Here is a 14,994-nt window from a genome sequence, read left to right as displayed (position 1 = left end):
CGATATCAGCAGTCCATCACAGGAATGTAAATGCAAAATGTCAGAAGCCGTTCATATTTGTCATATTGCGATTTTTCTTCACGGAGCGTGATATGCCGCAACCAGGACGTCACTTTTTCGCCAGTGCGCGCGGACGATTGCTGTTCTTCAATCTGCTGGTGGTGACGGTCACGCTGATGGTAAGCGGTGTGGCGGTGCTGGGGTTTCAGCATGCCAGTCAAATCCAGGAACAGGTGCAGCAGCAAACTGTTGACGACATGACCGGCAGCATGAACCTGGCGCGGGATACGGCGAACGTGGCGACGGCGGCGGTGCGGCTGTCGCAGGTGGTCGGCGCGCTGGAATACAAAGGTGAAGCGGAGCGGCTGCAGGAGACGCAACGGGCGCTGAAGCATTCGCTGGAACAGTTGGCCACCGCGCCGTTGGCGCAGCAGGAGCCGGCGCTGGTCGAGCGTATTATCCAGCGCAGCCAGGAGCTACAAAGCAGCGTGGAAGGTATGCTGCAGCGCGGGCAACGGCGACATCTGGAACGTAACGCCCTGCTCAGTTCGCTGTATCAGAATCAAAGTTATTTACGTCATCTGCAAACGCTGACCGGCGCGCAGGATGACGTGCTGCTGGGGCAGATAGACCGCTTAATTGTTGCCGCCATTGAAACACCCACGCCGCGTTCGGTGGTGAAACAACTGGACGGCGTGATGCCCGCGCTGCCTGTGCAAAATAGCAATCCGCTGATTACCAACATCCTCACCGACTTCAACCTGGAGTTGCATAAGCTGGAGCCGCTCTCTTCTGCGCTTGAGCAGAGTGATTTGGCGATCAACTGGTATATGTTTCATATCAAAGCGCTGGTGGCGATCCTCAACAGCGATATCAACCGGTATGCTTCGCAGGTGGCGCTGATCTCCGAACAGCGGGTGGCGCAAAGCCATCAGGAACTGCAATCTGGCGCGTTGTTTATTTTGGTGTTTGCGCTGTTGGCGGTGGTGATCACCGGTTTTGCCGGCTGGTATATCTACCGTAATCTCGGTTCTAACCTGACGGCCATTTCGCGGGCGATGACCCGGCTGGCGCACGGTGAATCGGACGTTAGCGTCCCGGCCCTGCAGCGGCGCGATGAGCTGGGCGAGCTGGCCCGCGCCTTTAGCGTCTTCGCCCGTAATACGGCATCGCTGGAGCACACCACCCGACTGCTAAAAGAAAAAACCAGCCAGATGGAAATCGACCGCACCGAGCGCCAGGGGCTGGAGGAAGCGCTGTTGCACAGTCAGAAACTGAAGGCGGTAGGGCAACTGACGGGCGGATTAGCGCATGATTTCAATAACCTGCTGGCGGTCATTATTGGCAGCCTGGATCTGGTGAACCCAGACTCTCCTGACGCGCCACGGGTCAATCGGGCGCTAAAAGCCGCCGAGCGCGGGGCGCTCCTTACCCAGCGGCTGCTGGCCTTTTCGCGCAAACAGTCGTTGCATCCCCATGCGGTGGAGCTGAAAACGCTGCTGGAAAATTTGGGCGAACTGATGCGCCACTCTCTTCCGGCTACGTTGACGCTGGAGATTGAAGCCCAGTCTCCCGCCTGGCCCGCGTGGATTGATGTCAGCCAACTGGAGAACGCCATTATCAATCTGGTGATGAATGCCCGTGACGCCATGGATGGGCTGGCGGGCACGATTAAAATCCGTACCTGGAATCAGCGGGTCACGCGCAGCGATGGGCGTAAGCAGGATATGGTGATGCTGGAAGTTGCCGACCAGGGAAGTGGGATGTCGCTGGAGGTGAAAGCTCAGGTCTTCGAGCCGTTTTTCACCACCAAACAGACCGGCAGCGGCAGCGGGCTGGGGCTGTCGATGGTCTACGGTTTTGTACGCCAGTCCGGTGGACGCGTGGAGATTGAAAGCGCCCCTGGGCAGGGAACGACGGTCAGATTGCAGCTTCCTCGCGCGGTTGTGCCGGTGCAGACACCGGTGGAGCCAATCGCACAGCACACCCCGACTCGCGGTGAAAAACTGGTGCTGGTTCTCGAAGATGAAGCCGATGTGCGCCAGACGTTATGTGAGCAATTACACCTGCTGGGCTACCTGACGTTAGAGGCCGCCAACGGCGAACAGGCTATGCATATGCTGGCGGCTTCATCCGAGATTGATATTTTTATCAGCGACTTAATGCTGCCCGGCGGTTTAAGCGGTGTGGATGTGGTTAATCATGCGCTGGCACATTATCCACAACTGAACATCCTGCTGATTAGCGGCCAGGATTTACGTCCGGCGCATAACCCGGCGCTGCCAGATGTGGCGTTATTGCGTAAGCCCTTCACCCGGGGAGAACTGGCGCATGCGCTGCGGCATTCGCGTAATTGAGATTCCTCCGCTACCCGCGCAAATACGCTTTGATTACCGTGGGGCGAGTTTCTTGATGAGGCTAGTTTTATGCAACGCTCCGCGACATTCTTACTTTTCACTCTGCTGATGATGACCACCGTATCGGCGCAGGCGGATATTATCGATGACGCCATCGGTAATATTCAGCAGGCAATTAACGACGCATACAAACCGGACAGCGGGCGGGATTATGACGACTCTCGTGATGAAAGCTGGCAGCGACAGATGAGTGACGATCGTCGCAGGCAGTATGATAATCGCCGCCGCCAGTTTGAAGACCGCCGCCGCCAACTGGATGACCGCCAGCGCCAGCTCGATCAGGAACGGCGTCAGTTAGAAGACGAAGAGCGCAGAATGGAAGAAGATTACGATCGTTAGCGCAATCTTTCGCCGGCAAGGTTATAGGGAGCAGAGACCTGTTAACAAGTGTTTTAGTGCGATGTAAACCTACCTCAGCACAATCTCCATTCCGTCATACCCGGCTTCAAGCCCTGTCGGTAGCGGATTCTCCATCATCCACAAATCAAACTGATGACTGATATGCGTCAGGATCACCCGTGGGCAGCGGATAACCTCGTTCAAGGCGATAACGGTATTTACATCGCTGTGATTGCGTGGCGGCTTGGCGCGCGGGGCGTGGCTGCAGTCGATGATAATCACCTGAGGCTGGTTATTGTGGAGAAACTTCAGCGTCTTGTCGGGAAGTCCGGCGGTATCGGAGAGCCACGCCACGCGGCTGTGCGCGGTCTCCAGCAGATAGCCAAACGTCAGCTTTGAATGGTTGAGCGGGAGTGGCGTCACCTGCAACCCTTGCAGGTTAAACACTACGAATGGCGCGACGGTATGGCTAAAATCGAGGATGCCAGGGTGCTTAAACAGATCGTCGCATCCCTGTTCATCCGGCGGACCGTACACCGGGATAGTCGCCCCCACGCCCCAGCGCAGCGGAAACAGCCCCTGCACGTGATCCATATGGTAGTGGGTGAGCAGAAACTGCTGGAAGCTGCCTGCTGGCCAGTCGTCCATCAGATGCGGGATCCCCGCGTCCAGCAGCGTCACCGCATTGTTAAATTTGATCACCCCGCTACAAGGGCGTCGACGGTATTGCGCCTGTAAATGTGCTCGTTGGCAGGCCGCACAGTCACAGCCAAATGCTGGCACCAGTTGCGCGCCGCCGGTTCCCGTCAGCGTAATGGTCAGACTCATGGCTCCCCCTACAACGGTTTGGTGAAGCGAAAATGGCTCATGGTATAGCCTTCGCGCTGGTAAAAGCGGTGCGCGTCAAGGCGTTGGGTGCTGGTAGAAAGCTCGGTTATTTCTGCGCCCGCTTCGCGCGCGGTGGCTTCGGCCCAGGCCAGTAACTGACTACCCACTTTTAGTCCTCGCGCCTGTGGCATCACCACCAGTTCCTGGATCTCGCCAATCCAGTTGGCGTGGTGCAGATGAAACTGCAGGTGCAGACCGATCAAGCCGACGACCTGTCCGTCGAGCAGCGCCAACTGGTAGTGCATATTGGGATCTTGCAGATTTGCGGCGTAGCCGGCGCTAAAGGCCTGCAGGTCGAATTGGCCCTGTTTCAACTCACAGATAAGCGCGTAAACCGCATCGGTATCGTATAGCGTGGCGCGGCGTAATTCACAGACAGACATGTTTCTTCTCCTTGCGTCCCATCAGGGTGAGCAGTGTATCGACAGACTGTAGCAAACTTCCATCATTGTTCAGGACGTGGCAGTCATACGGCGTGTAGCGCGCCGCGCGTTCAAGGCGGGCAGCGATTTCCGTTTCGCTCTCCCGTCCACGCGCCTGCAGGCGCTGGCGTAGAATGGCCGGGGAAACCTGTAAGCAAATCGGAAGTAAAGAAGCGCCGTAACGTGCCTGCGCCTGGGGCAGATGCGCGCGCGAGCCGTTGACCACCACATCAAAACCGGCGTGCAGCCAGAGATCAATCTCTACGCCGACGCCATAATAGAAGCCGTTGGCGTGCCAGCTCAGCGCCAGCAGGTTCTGCCCGGCGCGGGTAAAAAACTCTGGTTCGCTGAGGGCAATATGGTTTTCATTCCCGGCGTTGGCGGCGCGGGTGATGTAACGGTGCGCCACCAGCAGTTGCGCAGGTTCCTGCTGGCGAAGTTCTGCCAGTAGACTGTCCTTACCGGAGCCGGACGGCCCCATCAGCCAGATCAGTTTCCCCATAGTCAGAATACCCTTTTGCCCTGACGCCAGACGTGGTCGATATGGATGTGATCGCCTTTGCGATGCGCCAGCACCAGATCCGCGCGTTTACCTTCGGCTACAACGCCACGATCGTCGAGATTTAATGCCCGCGCCGGATTGCGGGTCACCAGACGAATGGCCTGCGGCAGCGTAAAGCGGTTGGCGTCATCGTCTGCCACGCGAAATGCCGCATCGAGCAGGCTGGCGGGGTAGTAGTCGGAGGAGAGAATATCCAGCAGCCCCAGCTCAGCCAGCTTATGCGCCGCCACGTTGCCGGAGTGAGAACCGCCGCGCACGATGTTGGGCGCGCCCATCAGCACGTTCATACCATGCTGGCGCGAGGCCTCTGCGGCGGCAAAGGTAGTAGGAAATTCGGCAATCACGCTGCCAAGTTGATGCGATTCCAGCACATGATCGCAGGTGGCATCGTCATGGCTCGCCAGCGCTATCTGGCGCTCACGACACATCTGAGCAATCGCCGTGCGGTTGGGTTGCGACCAACGTGCAGCCAGAGCTAACTGTTCTTCTTCGTAGCGGGCCATTTGCTCGTCGGTAAGTGAATACTTGCCCTGATAGTACTCGCGGTACTTCTCGCGATTGGCAAACTGACGCTGGCCGGGGGAGTGGTCCATCAGCGATACCAGCGTCACCGGCTCACGACTGACCAGTTTTTCAAACAGCGGTAGGGTGGTGTGATGCGGCAGCTCGCAGCGCAAATGCAGGCGGTGCTCGGCGCGATTGACCCCGCGCTTTTGCGTCTCTTCCACCGCGTTGATCATCTTCTCCAGATTTTCCAGACGGTCGCCACCGTCGCGCACATCGCCAATCGCCACCGCGTCCAGCACGGTGGTAATGCCGCTGGCGACCATCAGCGCGTCGTGGCTGCTCATCGCCGAGTGGGCGGGCCAGTCTACCTTCGGGCGCGGGGTGAAAAACTTGTCGAGATTGTCGGTATGCAGCTCGATAAGCCCTGGCAGCAGCCAGCCGCCTTCTCCGTCCATCGCTTGGGCCAGTTGGCTCTGGCTTTCGGCAAAGGCGCGGATCGTTCCGCCCTCAATTTCCAGCGATCCTTGCACCACTTCATCTTCCAGCACCAACTTTACATTATTGATAATCATGCTGTTGTTCCCATCAGGTGCAGGCGATCCGCGACGCGGTCGCGCACGGTTTGATCGTGAAAAATGCCGACAATTGCCGCGCCGCGGGCTTTCGCTTCTTCAATCAATGCGACGACGGCGGCGCTGTTTTTGGCGTCCAGCGAGGCGGTGGGCTCATCGAGGAGTAGAATCGGGTAATCGACGATAAACCCTCGGGCGATATTGACGCGCTGCTGTTCGCCCCCGGAAAACGTCGACGGCGCCAGATGCCACAGCCGCTCCGGCACGTTCAGGCGGGTAAGCAGGTTAGCCGCTTTGGCTGCGCACTCCTCGCGCGACACGCCGAGATCCAGCAGCGGCTGCATCACCACATCCAGCGCAGAAATCCTTGGGATCACGCGCAGGAACTGGCTTACCCAGCCGATGGTTGAACGGCGAACTTCCAGCACTTTACGCGCCGGAGCCTGCACCAGATCGACCCATTCGTCGCTGTGGCGGATGTGGATGTGTCCTTCATCCGGCAGGTAGTTGGCGTACAGCGAACGCAGCAACGTGGATTTGCCGCTGCCAGAGTGACCGTGCAGCACCACGCATTCGCCGTTTTTAACTTCCAGCGTGGCGTCTTGCAGCACTGGCAGACGCACGCCGTTTTGCTGATGCAGTACAAAGGTTTTACTGACGTTTTCAACGCGGATCGCGTTCATTTTTAGCCTCTTTAAGCATTTTTGCGTTCGATTGCCTGATGGCGCTTCGCTTATCAGGCCTACAACCGATGCCGATCCGTAGGCCGGGTCGCGAAGCGCCACCCGGCAAGACAAAATCAGTTTTGCAAAACAGATGACACCAGCAACTGGGTATACGGATGATGCGGATCGTCGAGTACGCGGTCGGTTAACCCACTTTCCACCACCTGACCCTGCTTCATCACCAGCAAACGGTCGGCCAGCAGGCGCGCTACGCCCAGATCGTGGGTGACAATAACCACTGCCAGATCCAGTTCCACCACCAGGCCGCGCAGCAGGTCCAGCAGTTTGGCCTGTACGGAAACGTCCAGACCGCCGGTGGGCTCGTCCATAAACACCAGTTTGGGATGGGTGACGAGGTTGCGGGCGATCTGCAGTCGCTGCTGCATGCCGCCGGAAAAGGTGGTTGGCAGGTCGTCGATACGCGAGGCCGGGATCTCCACTTCCTCCAGCCAACGCTGCGCGGTGGCACGGATGTCGCCGTAGTGGCGCGCCCCGGTGGCCATCAGGCGTTCGCCGATATTGCCGCCAGCGGAGACCTGACGGCGCAGGCCATCCAGCGGATGCTGATGCACCACGCCCCATTCGGTGCGCAGCAGACGGCGACGGTCGGCCTCGTTCATGCCGTACAGCGAACGGTTCTGATACAAAATCTCACCGCTCTGCGGCGTTAGCCGTGAAGAGATCGATTTCAGCAGCGTGGTTTTGCCGGAACCGGACTCGCCGACGATACCCAGCACTTCGCCAGGCCACAGGTCAAAAGAGACATCGCTGAAGCCCTTGCCCGGCGCGTAGAGATGGGTCAGGTTGTTGACTGAAAGCAGCGGTTGCGTCATTTGCTGAGGGCCTCACTCTGTTGGCGGCAGTAGTCGGTGTCGGAGCAGACAAACATGCGTTTGCCGGTGTCATCGAGCACCACTTCATCGAGATAGCTGTGGGTTGAGCCACAGATGGCGCAAGGCTCATCCCAGCTCTGCACGGTAAACGGGTGATCGTCGAAATCGAGGCTTTCCACGCGGGTGTAAGGTGGAACGGCATAGATGCGTTTTTCGCGGCCTGCGCCAAACAGTTGCAGGGCCGGCATCATGTCCATCTTCGGATTGTCGAATTTTGGAATTGGCGACGGGTCCATGACGTAGCGGTCGTTGACCTTCACCGGATAGGCGTAAGTGGTGGCGATATGGCCGAAGCGGGCGATATCTTCATACAGTTTCACCTGCATGATGCCGTACTCTTCCAGCGCGTGCATGGTGCGGGTTTCCGTTTCGCGCGGCTCGATAAAGCGCAGCGGCTCGGGGATCGGGACCTGGAAGATAATGATCTGGTCTTCCACCAGCGGCGTTTCCGGGATGCGGTGGCGGGTTTGGATCAGCGTCGCGTCTTCCGTGCGCTCGGTGGTGTTCACCCCGGTCACGCGTTTAAAGAAGTTGCGAATCGACACGGCGTTAGTGGTGTCATCCGCGCCCTGGTCAATTACCTTCAGCACGTCCGGCTCGCCAATCACGCTGGCGGTGAGCTGAATACCGCCGGTTCCCCAGCCGTAGGGCATCGGCATTTCACGTCCGCCAAACGGCACCTGGTAACCGGGGATCGCCACCGCTTTCAGAATCGCGCGGCGAATCATGCGTTTGGTCTGCTCATCAAGATACGCAAAGTTGTAGCCGGAGAGGTTAGTGGTCACGGGTGGCCTCCTGTTGCAGGCGTTTGAGCAGTTCCAGCTCGGCCTGGAAATCGACGTAATGGGGAAGTTTGAGGTGCGAAACAAAACCCGCCGCCTCGACGTTATCCGCATGCGCCAGCACGAACTCTTCGTCCTGCGCCGGTCCCGTGACCGCTTCATCGTATTCGGCTGCCTGTAGGGCGCGGTCCACCAGCGCCATCGCCATCGCTTTACGTTCGATCATGCCGAACACCAGCCCGTAGCCGCGGGTAAAATGGGGGGATTCGTTTTCTGGCGCGACAAAACCGTTGACCATTTCACATTCGGTCATCAGCAGTTCACCGACGTTCACCGCAAATCCCAGCTCTTCTGGTACGGTTTCCAGTGCCACATAGCCGCTGCGGATTTCGGCGGCAAACGGGTGATTACGCCCGTAGCCGCGTTGGGTGGAGTAGGCCAGCGCCAGCAGATATCCCTCATCGCCGCGCATCAGTTGTTGCAGGCGTGAAGCGCGTGAGCAGGGGTAGACCGGTGGCGTGCGGGTGATGTCGTCGGGCGTGGCGCCATTATCCTCTTCACGCTTTGCCAGTCCCTGGTTGGCCAGCAGGGAAAAGACGTGCGGAGAGGCGTCCTGCGCGTCGTCTGCGCTGCGCAGGGGGGGCGTTTCGCCATTGGCCAGCAGGGTAAAATCCAGCAGGCGATGGGTGTAGTCATAAGTGGGACCTAACAACTGCCCGCCGGGAATATCCTTGTAGACCGCAGAGATTCGGCGCTCAAGGCGCATTTCTGCACTGTTAACCGGTTCGCTGACCGCCACCTTTGCCAGCGTAGTGCGGTAGGCGCGGAGCAAAAAGATGGCTTCGACGTTATCGCCGCTGGCCTGCTTCAGCGCCAGCGCGGCCAGTTCGCGGTCGGCGATGCCGCCTTCGGTCATCACCCGGTCGACGGCCAGGTTCATCTGTTGTTCGATTTGCGCCACGCTCAGTTCAGCAATGGTCTCATCGCCCCGGCGTCGGTTTTCCTGCAGGGCGTGGGCGTTGGCTATCGCCTTTTCGCCCCCTTTGACGGCGACGTACATCAGCACACCTCCACATGGGTAGTTCGCGGAATAGCCAGCAGGCGTTCGCCGCAGGTGAGGATCAGGTCGACCCCCAGCGGGAACGGATGCGGGCGTTCGGTGAGTTCGTGAATCAGGCATTCCGGTAGCTGTGGCGCGATCATGCGCTCTTCAGCGATACCGGCGCCGGTCAGACGCAGCATGCGTCCACCGCTTAAGCCAGAGACCTGCACAATCAGCGTGGCGCTGGTTTCTGGCGCGACGGCGGAACCGGCGGAGAGGGCGTTAAGCTGTTCGCTGCTGATGCGTTCGTCGGCGACGGCAAAGGCCGCCAACTGCGGCTGATCCACCAGCGGCGCGTTGGTGTGAAAACGCAGATTCTGCCGGGCGATATCGTTATCCATCGACGGCGCCAGCCAGACCGGCGTGTCGCCGTCGACCAGGGTCAGTAGCACGCTGGTGGTTGCCAGGCCCAGTGGCTGCCAGCCGTGTTTCAGTTGATGCAGGGCGACGATCACGCCCGGCTCACTCATGGCCTTCAGCAAGCGACGAAAGCTCTGCTGAGCATCCTGAACGGGTAAATTAAAAGCGGTTTGTAAGGTCATGCGTTATCTCCGCGTACCAGCGTGAAGAAGTCGACCCGGCTGGCGTTGACTTCGGCACGGCGCGCGCTAATCAGCGCATCGCGTTCCGCTTCCAGCGGGGCAATTAAGGTTTCCATTAGGCTCTGGAAATGCGTTTGTTCCTGCAGCAGCGCGTCAATGACCGCGCACTGCTCGGCGTGTTGTTTGTTGCGGCCCAGCAGGTAGCTGTAGCCCAGCGTGCCGCTCTTCAGGCGAACCACTGCGCGGGTAAGCGTGGTATCACCGGCAAAGAAGCGGTTGCCGGTGCCGCCCATGCGAGCCTGGAGCTGCATCAGCCCACTTTCCGGTGCGCGGATAAGTTCATAGTCTGGCGTCAGTTTGAGCGCGTGGATGCGGGCGTTCAGGGCATCGGCATTGCTGTAAGCCAGCGCGCGCATCCAGCGCTGGCGGGTAGCGGTATCAAAATGCATTCAGTGCTCCATAGTGAATTCGATCATGTCGGCGCGGGTCAGGCTGACGGAGTATTCCGCCGCGTGTTCTTCGCCTTCACGGTGGTTCAGGGTGCGCACGCACAGCAGCGGCGCCATATTGGGGATTTCCAGCACTTTGCTCTCTTTAGCCTGTGCGCGGCGGGCGCTGATGCGCGTTTGTGTGCGCAGGAGCGTCAGACCGGACTGTTCGCGCAGGTAGTCGTGCAGTGAGCCGTTGTTAAAGCCCTGCAGCAGCGGCCATAGCGTGAGGTCGGAAAAATAGTGGTCGATCTGGCACAGTGCGATACCGTTTACCCGACGCAGGGTGCGCAGATGAATCACGTTATCGCCCTCGTTAATGCTGAGCGCATCGGCAATGTGGCTGGAGGCCGGGCGCAGCACCGCCAGCAGTTTTTCGCTGGTGGGGTGGCTGCCCTGGTCCAGCAGGTTCTGGCTAAAGCGCGCCTGGGCATTAAGCGGGTAATCGAATGGGCGCATCAGCACCAGTACGCCGACGCCCTGGCGACGCTGGACCCAACCACGCTCAACCAACTGGTCAATAGCGCGGCGCAGGGTGTGGCGGTTTACCTCGTAGCGCGCGGCAAGCTGATGCTCGGCGGGCAGATAGTCACCGCAGCGATAATGATGACGAAGCTCCTGCTCAAGTCTCGCGGCAATTTCCTGATAACGCGTTGGATAACTGGTCGGATGTGTAGACAAGTGCATAGCAATCAATGCCTCGCTAATCAGATAAAGTGCTTACGCAAACGCTGGGAAAGGAAATCCAGCAGGCTGACGGTGACGATGATTAACACCATCAGGGCGCAGGTTTGCTGGAACTGAAAGCCGCGAATCGCCTCCCATAAAGTCACGCCAATACCGCCCGCCCCCACCATTCCGACCACCGTGGCCGAGCGAACGTTGGATTCAAAGCGATACAGCGAGTAGGAGATAAGCAGCGGCATGACCTGTGGCAGAACGCCGTACAGAATCTCTTCAATTTTGTTGGCCCCGGTGGCGCGAATGCCTTCTACCGGACCCGGCTCAATGGCTTCTACCGCTTCGGAAAGCAGCTTGGAGAGCACCCCGGTGGTGTGGATAAACAGCGCCATTACCCCGGCGAACGGACCTAAACCCACGGCGACCACGAACAGCATGGCGAAGACCATTTCATTGATGGCGCGGCAGGCGTCCATCAGGCGACGCATCGGCTGGTAAATCCACCACGGTACGAGGTTATCGGCGCACATCAGGCCAAAGGGAATCGACAGCACAACGGCGAGGGCGGTACCCCAGACGGCAATTTGCAGGGTGACGGCCATTTCACCGAGATAGTCCTGCCACTGACTGAAGTCTGGCGGAAAGAAGTCGGCGGCGAAGGTCGCCATATTGCCGGAATCCTGGATCAGCGTGAGCGGAGCCATTTCGGCACCTTTCCACGAGACCACCAGCACGGCGAGAAGAATGGCCCAGCTCAGCAGTGAGAACCAGCTACGTTTGGGCGGGGCGACGGTGATGGTTTGCATGTTTAGCTCCGTGCGTAGGTTTATCGCCGGATGGCAGCGCTTGCGCCTTATCCGGCCTACAGAACATCGTCTGCCCGGTAAGCGAAACGCCACCGGGCATCAGGTTTACTGCACCGCTTTAGTCACGCTGGTCATGGCGCCCAGGGCGGCGGTCAAACGGTCAAGGTCGTCGAGCTGCGCTTTCAGCGCCGAGGTTTTGCTGGTTTTCTCTTCCTCGTTCAACCCTTTGTTGCCCTTCACGCCCTGCATCTCTTTAAACAGCGCCAGTTGCCGAATCGGTACCAGTTGCAGGTCGCTGGAGGCACGGAACGGTGCCCATCCCAGGCGTTCCAGGACGGTTTTCTGTTCCGGCGTTTTGCCGTAATTCATAAAGAAGTCGTACACCTTGTCCTTGGTGGTTTCGGAGAGGTTTTTGCGCCAGACGATCGGATCGCCCGGGATCAGCGGTGACTTCCAGATAACCTTCAGCTCTTTCAATTTTTCCGGCGCGGAGGTTTTCAGCTTGTCGAGGTTTTCGGTGTTGTTGGTGGCGACATCGACCTGTTTGTTGGCGACGGCCAGCGCGTTGGTTTCGTGTCCGGCGTTAACGGTGCGTTTGAAGTCGCTGGCGGAGATGTTGTTTTTGGCGAAGACGTAGTAACCGGGGACGAGGAAGCCTGACGTTGAGTTGGGATCGCCGTTGCCGAATGTCAGATCCTTACGTTTGGCGATCAGATCGTTCAGGTTGTTGATCGGACTGTCTTTGTTAACGATCAACACGCTCCAGTATCCCGGGGAGCCGTCGGCAGCGACGGTTTGGGCAAACACTTGTCCGTTAGCGCGATCCACCGCTTCCATTGCCGAGAGGTTGCCGTACCAGGCGATATCAACTTTGTTAAAACGCATTCCCTGAATGATCCCGGCGTAGTCCGGGGCGAAGAAGGCGTTCACTTTCACGCCCAACGATTTTTCCATGTCCTTCAGGAACGGTTCCCACTGTGGCTTCAGGTTTTGCTGTGATTCGGTCGAAATAATGCCAAAGTTCAGCGCTTTTTCTTGCTCTTCGGCCTGCGCCGGGCTGAACAAGGTGCTGATGCTGAACATGCTGGTAAAGGCCAGCGCGGCAACGGTCTTATAGCTCATGTTGTTTCCTTAATTAGTCTTTGTTCCAGGCTATTTCACTTGCCAGCCTGGCTGCGCCAATAACGCCTGGTTTTTTAGAACTATGCAGCCTGCGCGTTCTGTTCGACGCGGTTCATGCTGCGGTAGAGATGGTCAAAACGATCGTTATCAAAATGCTGGCTGCTGCCATCAAAGAAGACGTTGCCCTGACGAAGCGCGACAATGCGTTCGCAGTAGCGCAGGGCGTAATCCACCTGATGCAGCGTGACGACCACGGTGATGCCGTCGGTCTGGTTAATGTCGCGTAGGGTGTCCATCACGATGCGTGCGGATTCCGGGTCCAGCGAGGCTATCGGCTCGTCGGCAAGGATCACTTTGGCTTGCTGCATCAGCGCGCGGGCAATCGCCACGCGCTGCTGTTGCCCGCCCGAAAGCGTGGAAACGCGCTGGTATGCAAAGTGCGCCATGCCAACGCGGGTCAGCGCCTGTAATGCACGCTGTTTCTGTTCCTGGCTAAACCAGCTAAAACAGGTGCGCCAAAACGGCGTGCTGCCGAGTGCGCCAATCAGGACGTTTTCCAGTACCGTCAGGCGGTTAACCAGATTGAACTGCTGGAAGATGTAGCCGGTGTGGGCGCGGCTTTTGCGGATATCGCGCGCCAGGCGGCCTTCATGTTGAACGGTGCGACCCAGCAGTTCGACGTGGCTACCCGGGGATTTATCACCGACGATCAAACCGCTTAAATGACGTAAAAGGGTGGATTTGCCGGAGCCAGACGGCCCAAGCAGAGCCACCATCTCACCGGAACAGATGTTCAGATCAACCGCATTGAGCGCCTGATGTTGATTGAAGGGCTTGGAGAGTTTTTCGACGCGAATAATCGTTTGCATGATGCGGCCTCCCTTAAAAAGTGGCCCCATCGTGGCGGATCAATGTGACGTTTTCGTTAAGGGATGGTTACTTGGTGATGAAGAGTTGAGCGATTTTTGATGACAGTACGGGAGGGCTGGCCTCCCGTTGGATTACTCTGTAGGTTGCTGCTGTTTGACGACGTTGATCATCCACGGCACGCCATACCGATCGCTCACTTTACCGAAACCATGAGCCCAGAAGGTTTCCTGCCAGTCCATTTCGATTTTTCCGTTTGCTGCCAGGTTATCAAACCAGCGTTTGCCTTCGTCGACGTTTTGCGTGTCGAGTACTAGCGTAAAGCCAGAGTAGTGGGCATTTCCGTCGGGGGCGCTATCGCTCATCATGATGTCGCTGCCCGCAATGCGCAGGTTGGCGTGGGCAATGGCGGTATCGGGGAATTTCATGCCTGAAGGGCAACCCTCTTCGCTGTTCTGCGCCGGTTTGGGCATTTCACCGAAATTGATTTTGTAGAGTAGCTCAGCGCCTAATGTTTTTTGGTAGTAGGCGATAGCATCAGCGCAGTTACCTGCGAAGGAGATATAGGGACTTAACGGCATAATCTTTACCTCAGGTAAAAGAAACCAGTTAAGTGTAGTTATCGTCTGCAAAAATAAGCCAGGCGGGAAGTATGAGCTTCCCGCCTGGCAGATGAGCTGGCGTCGGCCTGATTGACGTATAGCGCCATCAGGCAATTTGCATCAGTTCTTTTTCACAAACTCAGATTTCAGCTTCATTGGGCCAAAGCCATCGATTTTGCAATCGATGTTGTGGTCGCCTTCAACCAGACGGATGTTCTTCACTTTGGTCCCGATCTTCAACATGGAAGAGCTACCTTTTACCTTCAGGTCTTTCACTACGGTAACGCTGTCGCCGTCAGCCAGCAGGTTGCCGTTGGCATCTTTAACGATCAGTTCGTCGCTGTCCTGAGCCGGTTCAGCATCGTTCCATTCGTGAGCGCATTCCGGGCAGATGAACATGCCGTTATCTTCGTAAGTGTATTCGGAGTTGCATTGTGGGCAGTGTGGTAATGACATGTGGATTTCCTCAAAAGTCAGCAGGGGCAAATGCGCCCAAAAATGGCAGATTGCCGAAAAAGGCCGCAATTATACATAAAATCCCTGCTTTTGTCGGGACTACTGCGTGATTATGCAAAATGATCTGCTGTAAAGACCCTTTGCTTTTACCTCAATGAAAGTATGGCGGAATATTTTTTAAGGGAAATTGCTACGCTTAGGTATTTAAGATAAGGTGAGGC

General features: G+C 57.7%; 18 protein-coding genes. 2 read left to right on the top strand and 16 right to left on the bottom strand.

The features are described from left to right. The first annotated feature begins 92 nt into the window (after positions 1-92). Positions 93-2,357: a hybrid sensor histidine kinase/response regulator gene (locus HV237_RS22200; RefSeq protein ID WP_047357719.1), complete on the top strand. Its 2,265-nt coding sequence runs from the start codon at positions 93-95 to the stop codon at positions 2,355-2,357. A 69-nt stretch (positions 2,358-2,426) separates the two neighbouring features. Beyond that, a complete protein-coding gene (gene yjdP, locus HV237_RS22195) occupies positions 2,427-2,756 on the top strand; it encodes a DDRRRQL repeat protein YjdP (RefSeq protein WP_016155470.1) in 330 nt (109 codons plus the stop codon). 69 nt (positions 2,757-2,825) lie between these two features. On the opposite strand, the gene phnP is transcribed toward yjdP, so the two are convergent. The 16 genes from phnP to HV237_RS22115 all read right to left on the bottom strand — a co-directional run bounded on the left by phnP (position 2,826) and on the right by HV237_RS22115 (position 14,773). Further along, entirely contained in the window at positions 2,826-3,584 is a 759-nt protein-coding gene (phnP, locus tag HV237_RS22190; protein WP_047357718.1) for a phosphonate metabolism protein PhnP, read from the bottom strand. Between the two features lie 8 nt (positions 3,585-3,592). Beyond that, entirely contained in the window at positions 3,593-4,027 is a 435-nt protein-coding gene (phnO, locus tag HV237_RS22185) for an aminoalkylphosphonate N-acetyltransferase (protein WP_046274567.1), read from the bottom strand. Then, positions 4,014-4,568, bottom strand: a complete 555-nt coding sequence (phnN, locus tag HV237_RS22180; RefSeq protein ID WP_016155392.1) for a ribose 1,5-bisphosphokinase — start codon at positions 4,566-4,568, stop codon at positions 4,014-4,016. The genes phnO and phnN overlap by 14 nt, the downstream gene beginning before the upstream one ends. A 2-nt stretch (positions 4,569-4,570) precedes the next feature. After that, positions 4,571-5,707, bottom strand: a complete 1,137-nt coding sequence (gene phnM, locus HV237_RS22175) for an alpha-D-ribose 1-methylphosphonate 5-triphosphate diphosphatase (protein ID WP_016155393.1) — start codon at positions 5,705-5,707, stop codon at positions 4,571-4,573. Next, entirely contained in the window at positions 5,704-6,390 is a 687-nt protein-coding gene (gene phnL, locus HV237_RS22170; RefSeq protein WP_016155474.1) for a phosphonate C-P lyase system protein PhnL, read from the bottom strand. Before phnL ends, phnM begins: the two co-directional genes overlap by 4 nt. A gap of 116 nt (positions 6,391-6,506) precedes the next feature. After that, positions 6,507-7,265: a phosphonate C-P lyase system protein PhnK gene (gene phnK, locus HV237_RS22165; RefSeq protein WP_003844769.1), complete on the bottom strand. Its 759-nt coding sequence runs from the start codon at positions 7,263-7,265 to the stop codon at positions 6,507-6,509. Beyond that, the gene (gene phnJ / locus HV237_RS22160; RefSeq protein ID WP_049259807.1) at positions 7,262-8,053 is read right to left on the bottom strand and encodes an alpha-D-ribose 1-methylphosphonate 5-phosphate C-P-lyase PhnJ; all 792 of its coding nucleotides are present in this window, start codon (positions 8,051-8,053) and stop codon (positions 7,262-7,264) included. The genes phnK and phnJ overlap by 4 nt, the downstream gene beginning before the upstream one ends. A 46-nt stretch (positions 8,054-8,099) precedes the next feature. Next, positions 8,100-9,167, bottom strand: coding sequence for a carbon-phosphorus lyase complex subunit PhnI (locus HV237_RS22155; RefSeq protein ID WP_047357717.1), 1,068 nt, complete (start codon positions 9,165-9,167; stop codon positions 8,100-8,102). Then, positions 9,167-9,751: a phosphonate C-P lyase system protein PhnH gene (gene phnH, locus HV237_RS22150; RefSeq protein WP_003031824.1), complete on the bottom strand. Its 585-nt coding sequence runs from the start codon at positions 9,749-9,751 to the stop codon at positions 9,167-9,169. Before phnH ends, HV237_RS22155 begins: the two co-directional genes overlap by 1 nt. After that, positions 9,748-10,200 carry a phosphonate C-P lyase system protein PhnG gene (gene phnG, locus HV237_RS22145; protein ID WP_019077841.1) on the bottom strand — a complete coding sequence of 151 codons (453 nt, stop codon included), beginning with the start codon at positions 10,198-10,200 and terminating at the stop codon, positions 9,748-9,750. Before phnG ends, phnH begins: the two co-directional genes overlap by 4 nt. Further along, positions 10,201-10,926, bottom strand: coding sequence for a phosphonate metabolism transcriptional regulator PhnF (gene phnF, locus HV237_RS22140; protein WP_016155477.1), 726 nt, complete (start codon positions 10,924-10,926; stop codon positions 10,201-10,203). Between the two features lie 20 nt (positions 10,927-10,946). Beyond that, positions 10,947-11,726 (bottom strand): phosphonate ABC transporter, permease protein PhnE, encoded by a 780-nt coding sequence (phnE, locus tag HV237_RS22135; RefSeq protein WP_016155398.1) that lies wholly within the window; start codon positions 11,724-11,726, stop codon positions 10,947-10,949. A gap of 105 nt (positions 11,727-11,831) precedes the next feature. Then, positions 11,832-12,848 (bottom strand): phosphonate ABC transporter substrate-binding protein, encoded by a 1,017-nt coding sequence (gene phnD / locus HV237_RS22130; RefSeq protein WP_016155399.1) that lies wholly within the window; start codon positions 12,846-12,848, stop codon positions 11,832-11,834. Positions 12,849-12,928: 80 nt separating this feature from the next. Beyond that, positions 12,929-13,717 carry a phosphonate ABC transporter ATP-binding protein gene (gene phnC / locus HV237_RS22125; protein ID WP_181541634.1) on the bottom strand — a complete coding sequence of 263 codons (789 nt, stop codon included), beginning with the start codon at positions 13,715-13,717 and terminating at the stop codon, positions 12,929-12,931. 132 nt (positions 13,718-13,849) lie between these two features. Beyond that, entirely contained in the window at positions 13,850-14,296 is a 447-nt protein-coding gene (gene yjdN, locus HV237_RS22120; RefSeq protein ID WP_047357716.1) for a VOC family metalloprotein YjdN, read from the bottom strand. A gap of 141 nt (positions 14,297-14,437) precedes the next feature. After that, positions 14,438-14,773, bottom strand: a complete 336-nt coding sequence (locus HV237_RS22115; RefSeq protein WP_003031835.1) for a zinc ribbon domain-containing protein YjdM — start codon at positions 14,771-14,773, stop codon at positions 14,438-14,440. Between the last annotated feature and the right edge of the window lie 221 nt (positions 14,774-14,994).

This window comes from Citrobacter sp. RHBSTW-00570 (genome assembly GCF_013739755.1).
GTDB lineage: Bacteria > Pseudomonadota > Gammaproteobacteria > Enterobacterales > Enterobacteriaceae > Citrobacter > Citrobacter braakii.
The sequence above is the reverse complement of the archived record's forward strand: the minus strand, read 5'-3'. Positions and strand labels throughout refer to the sequence as shown.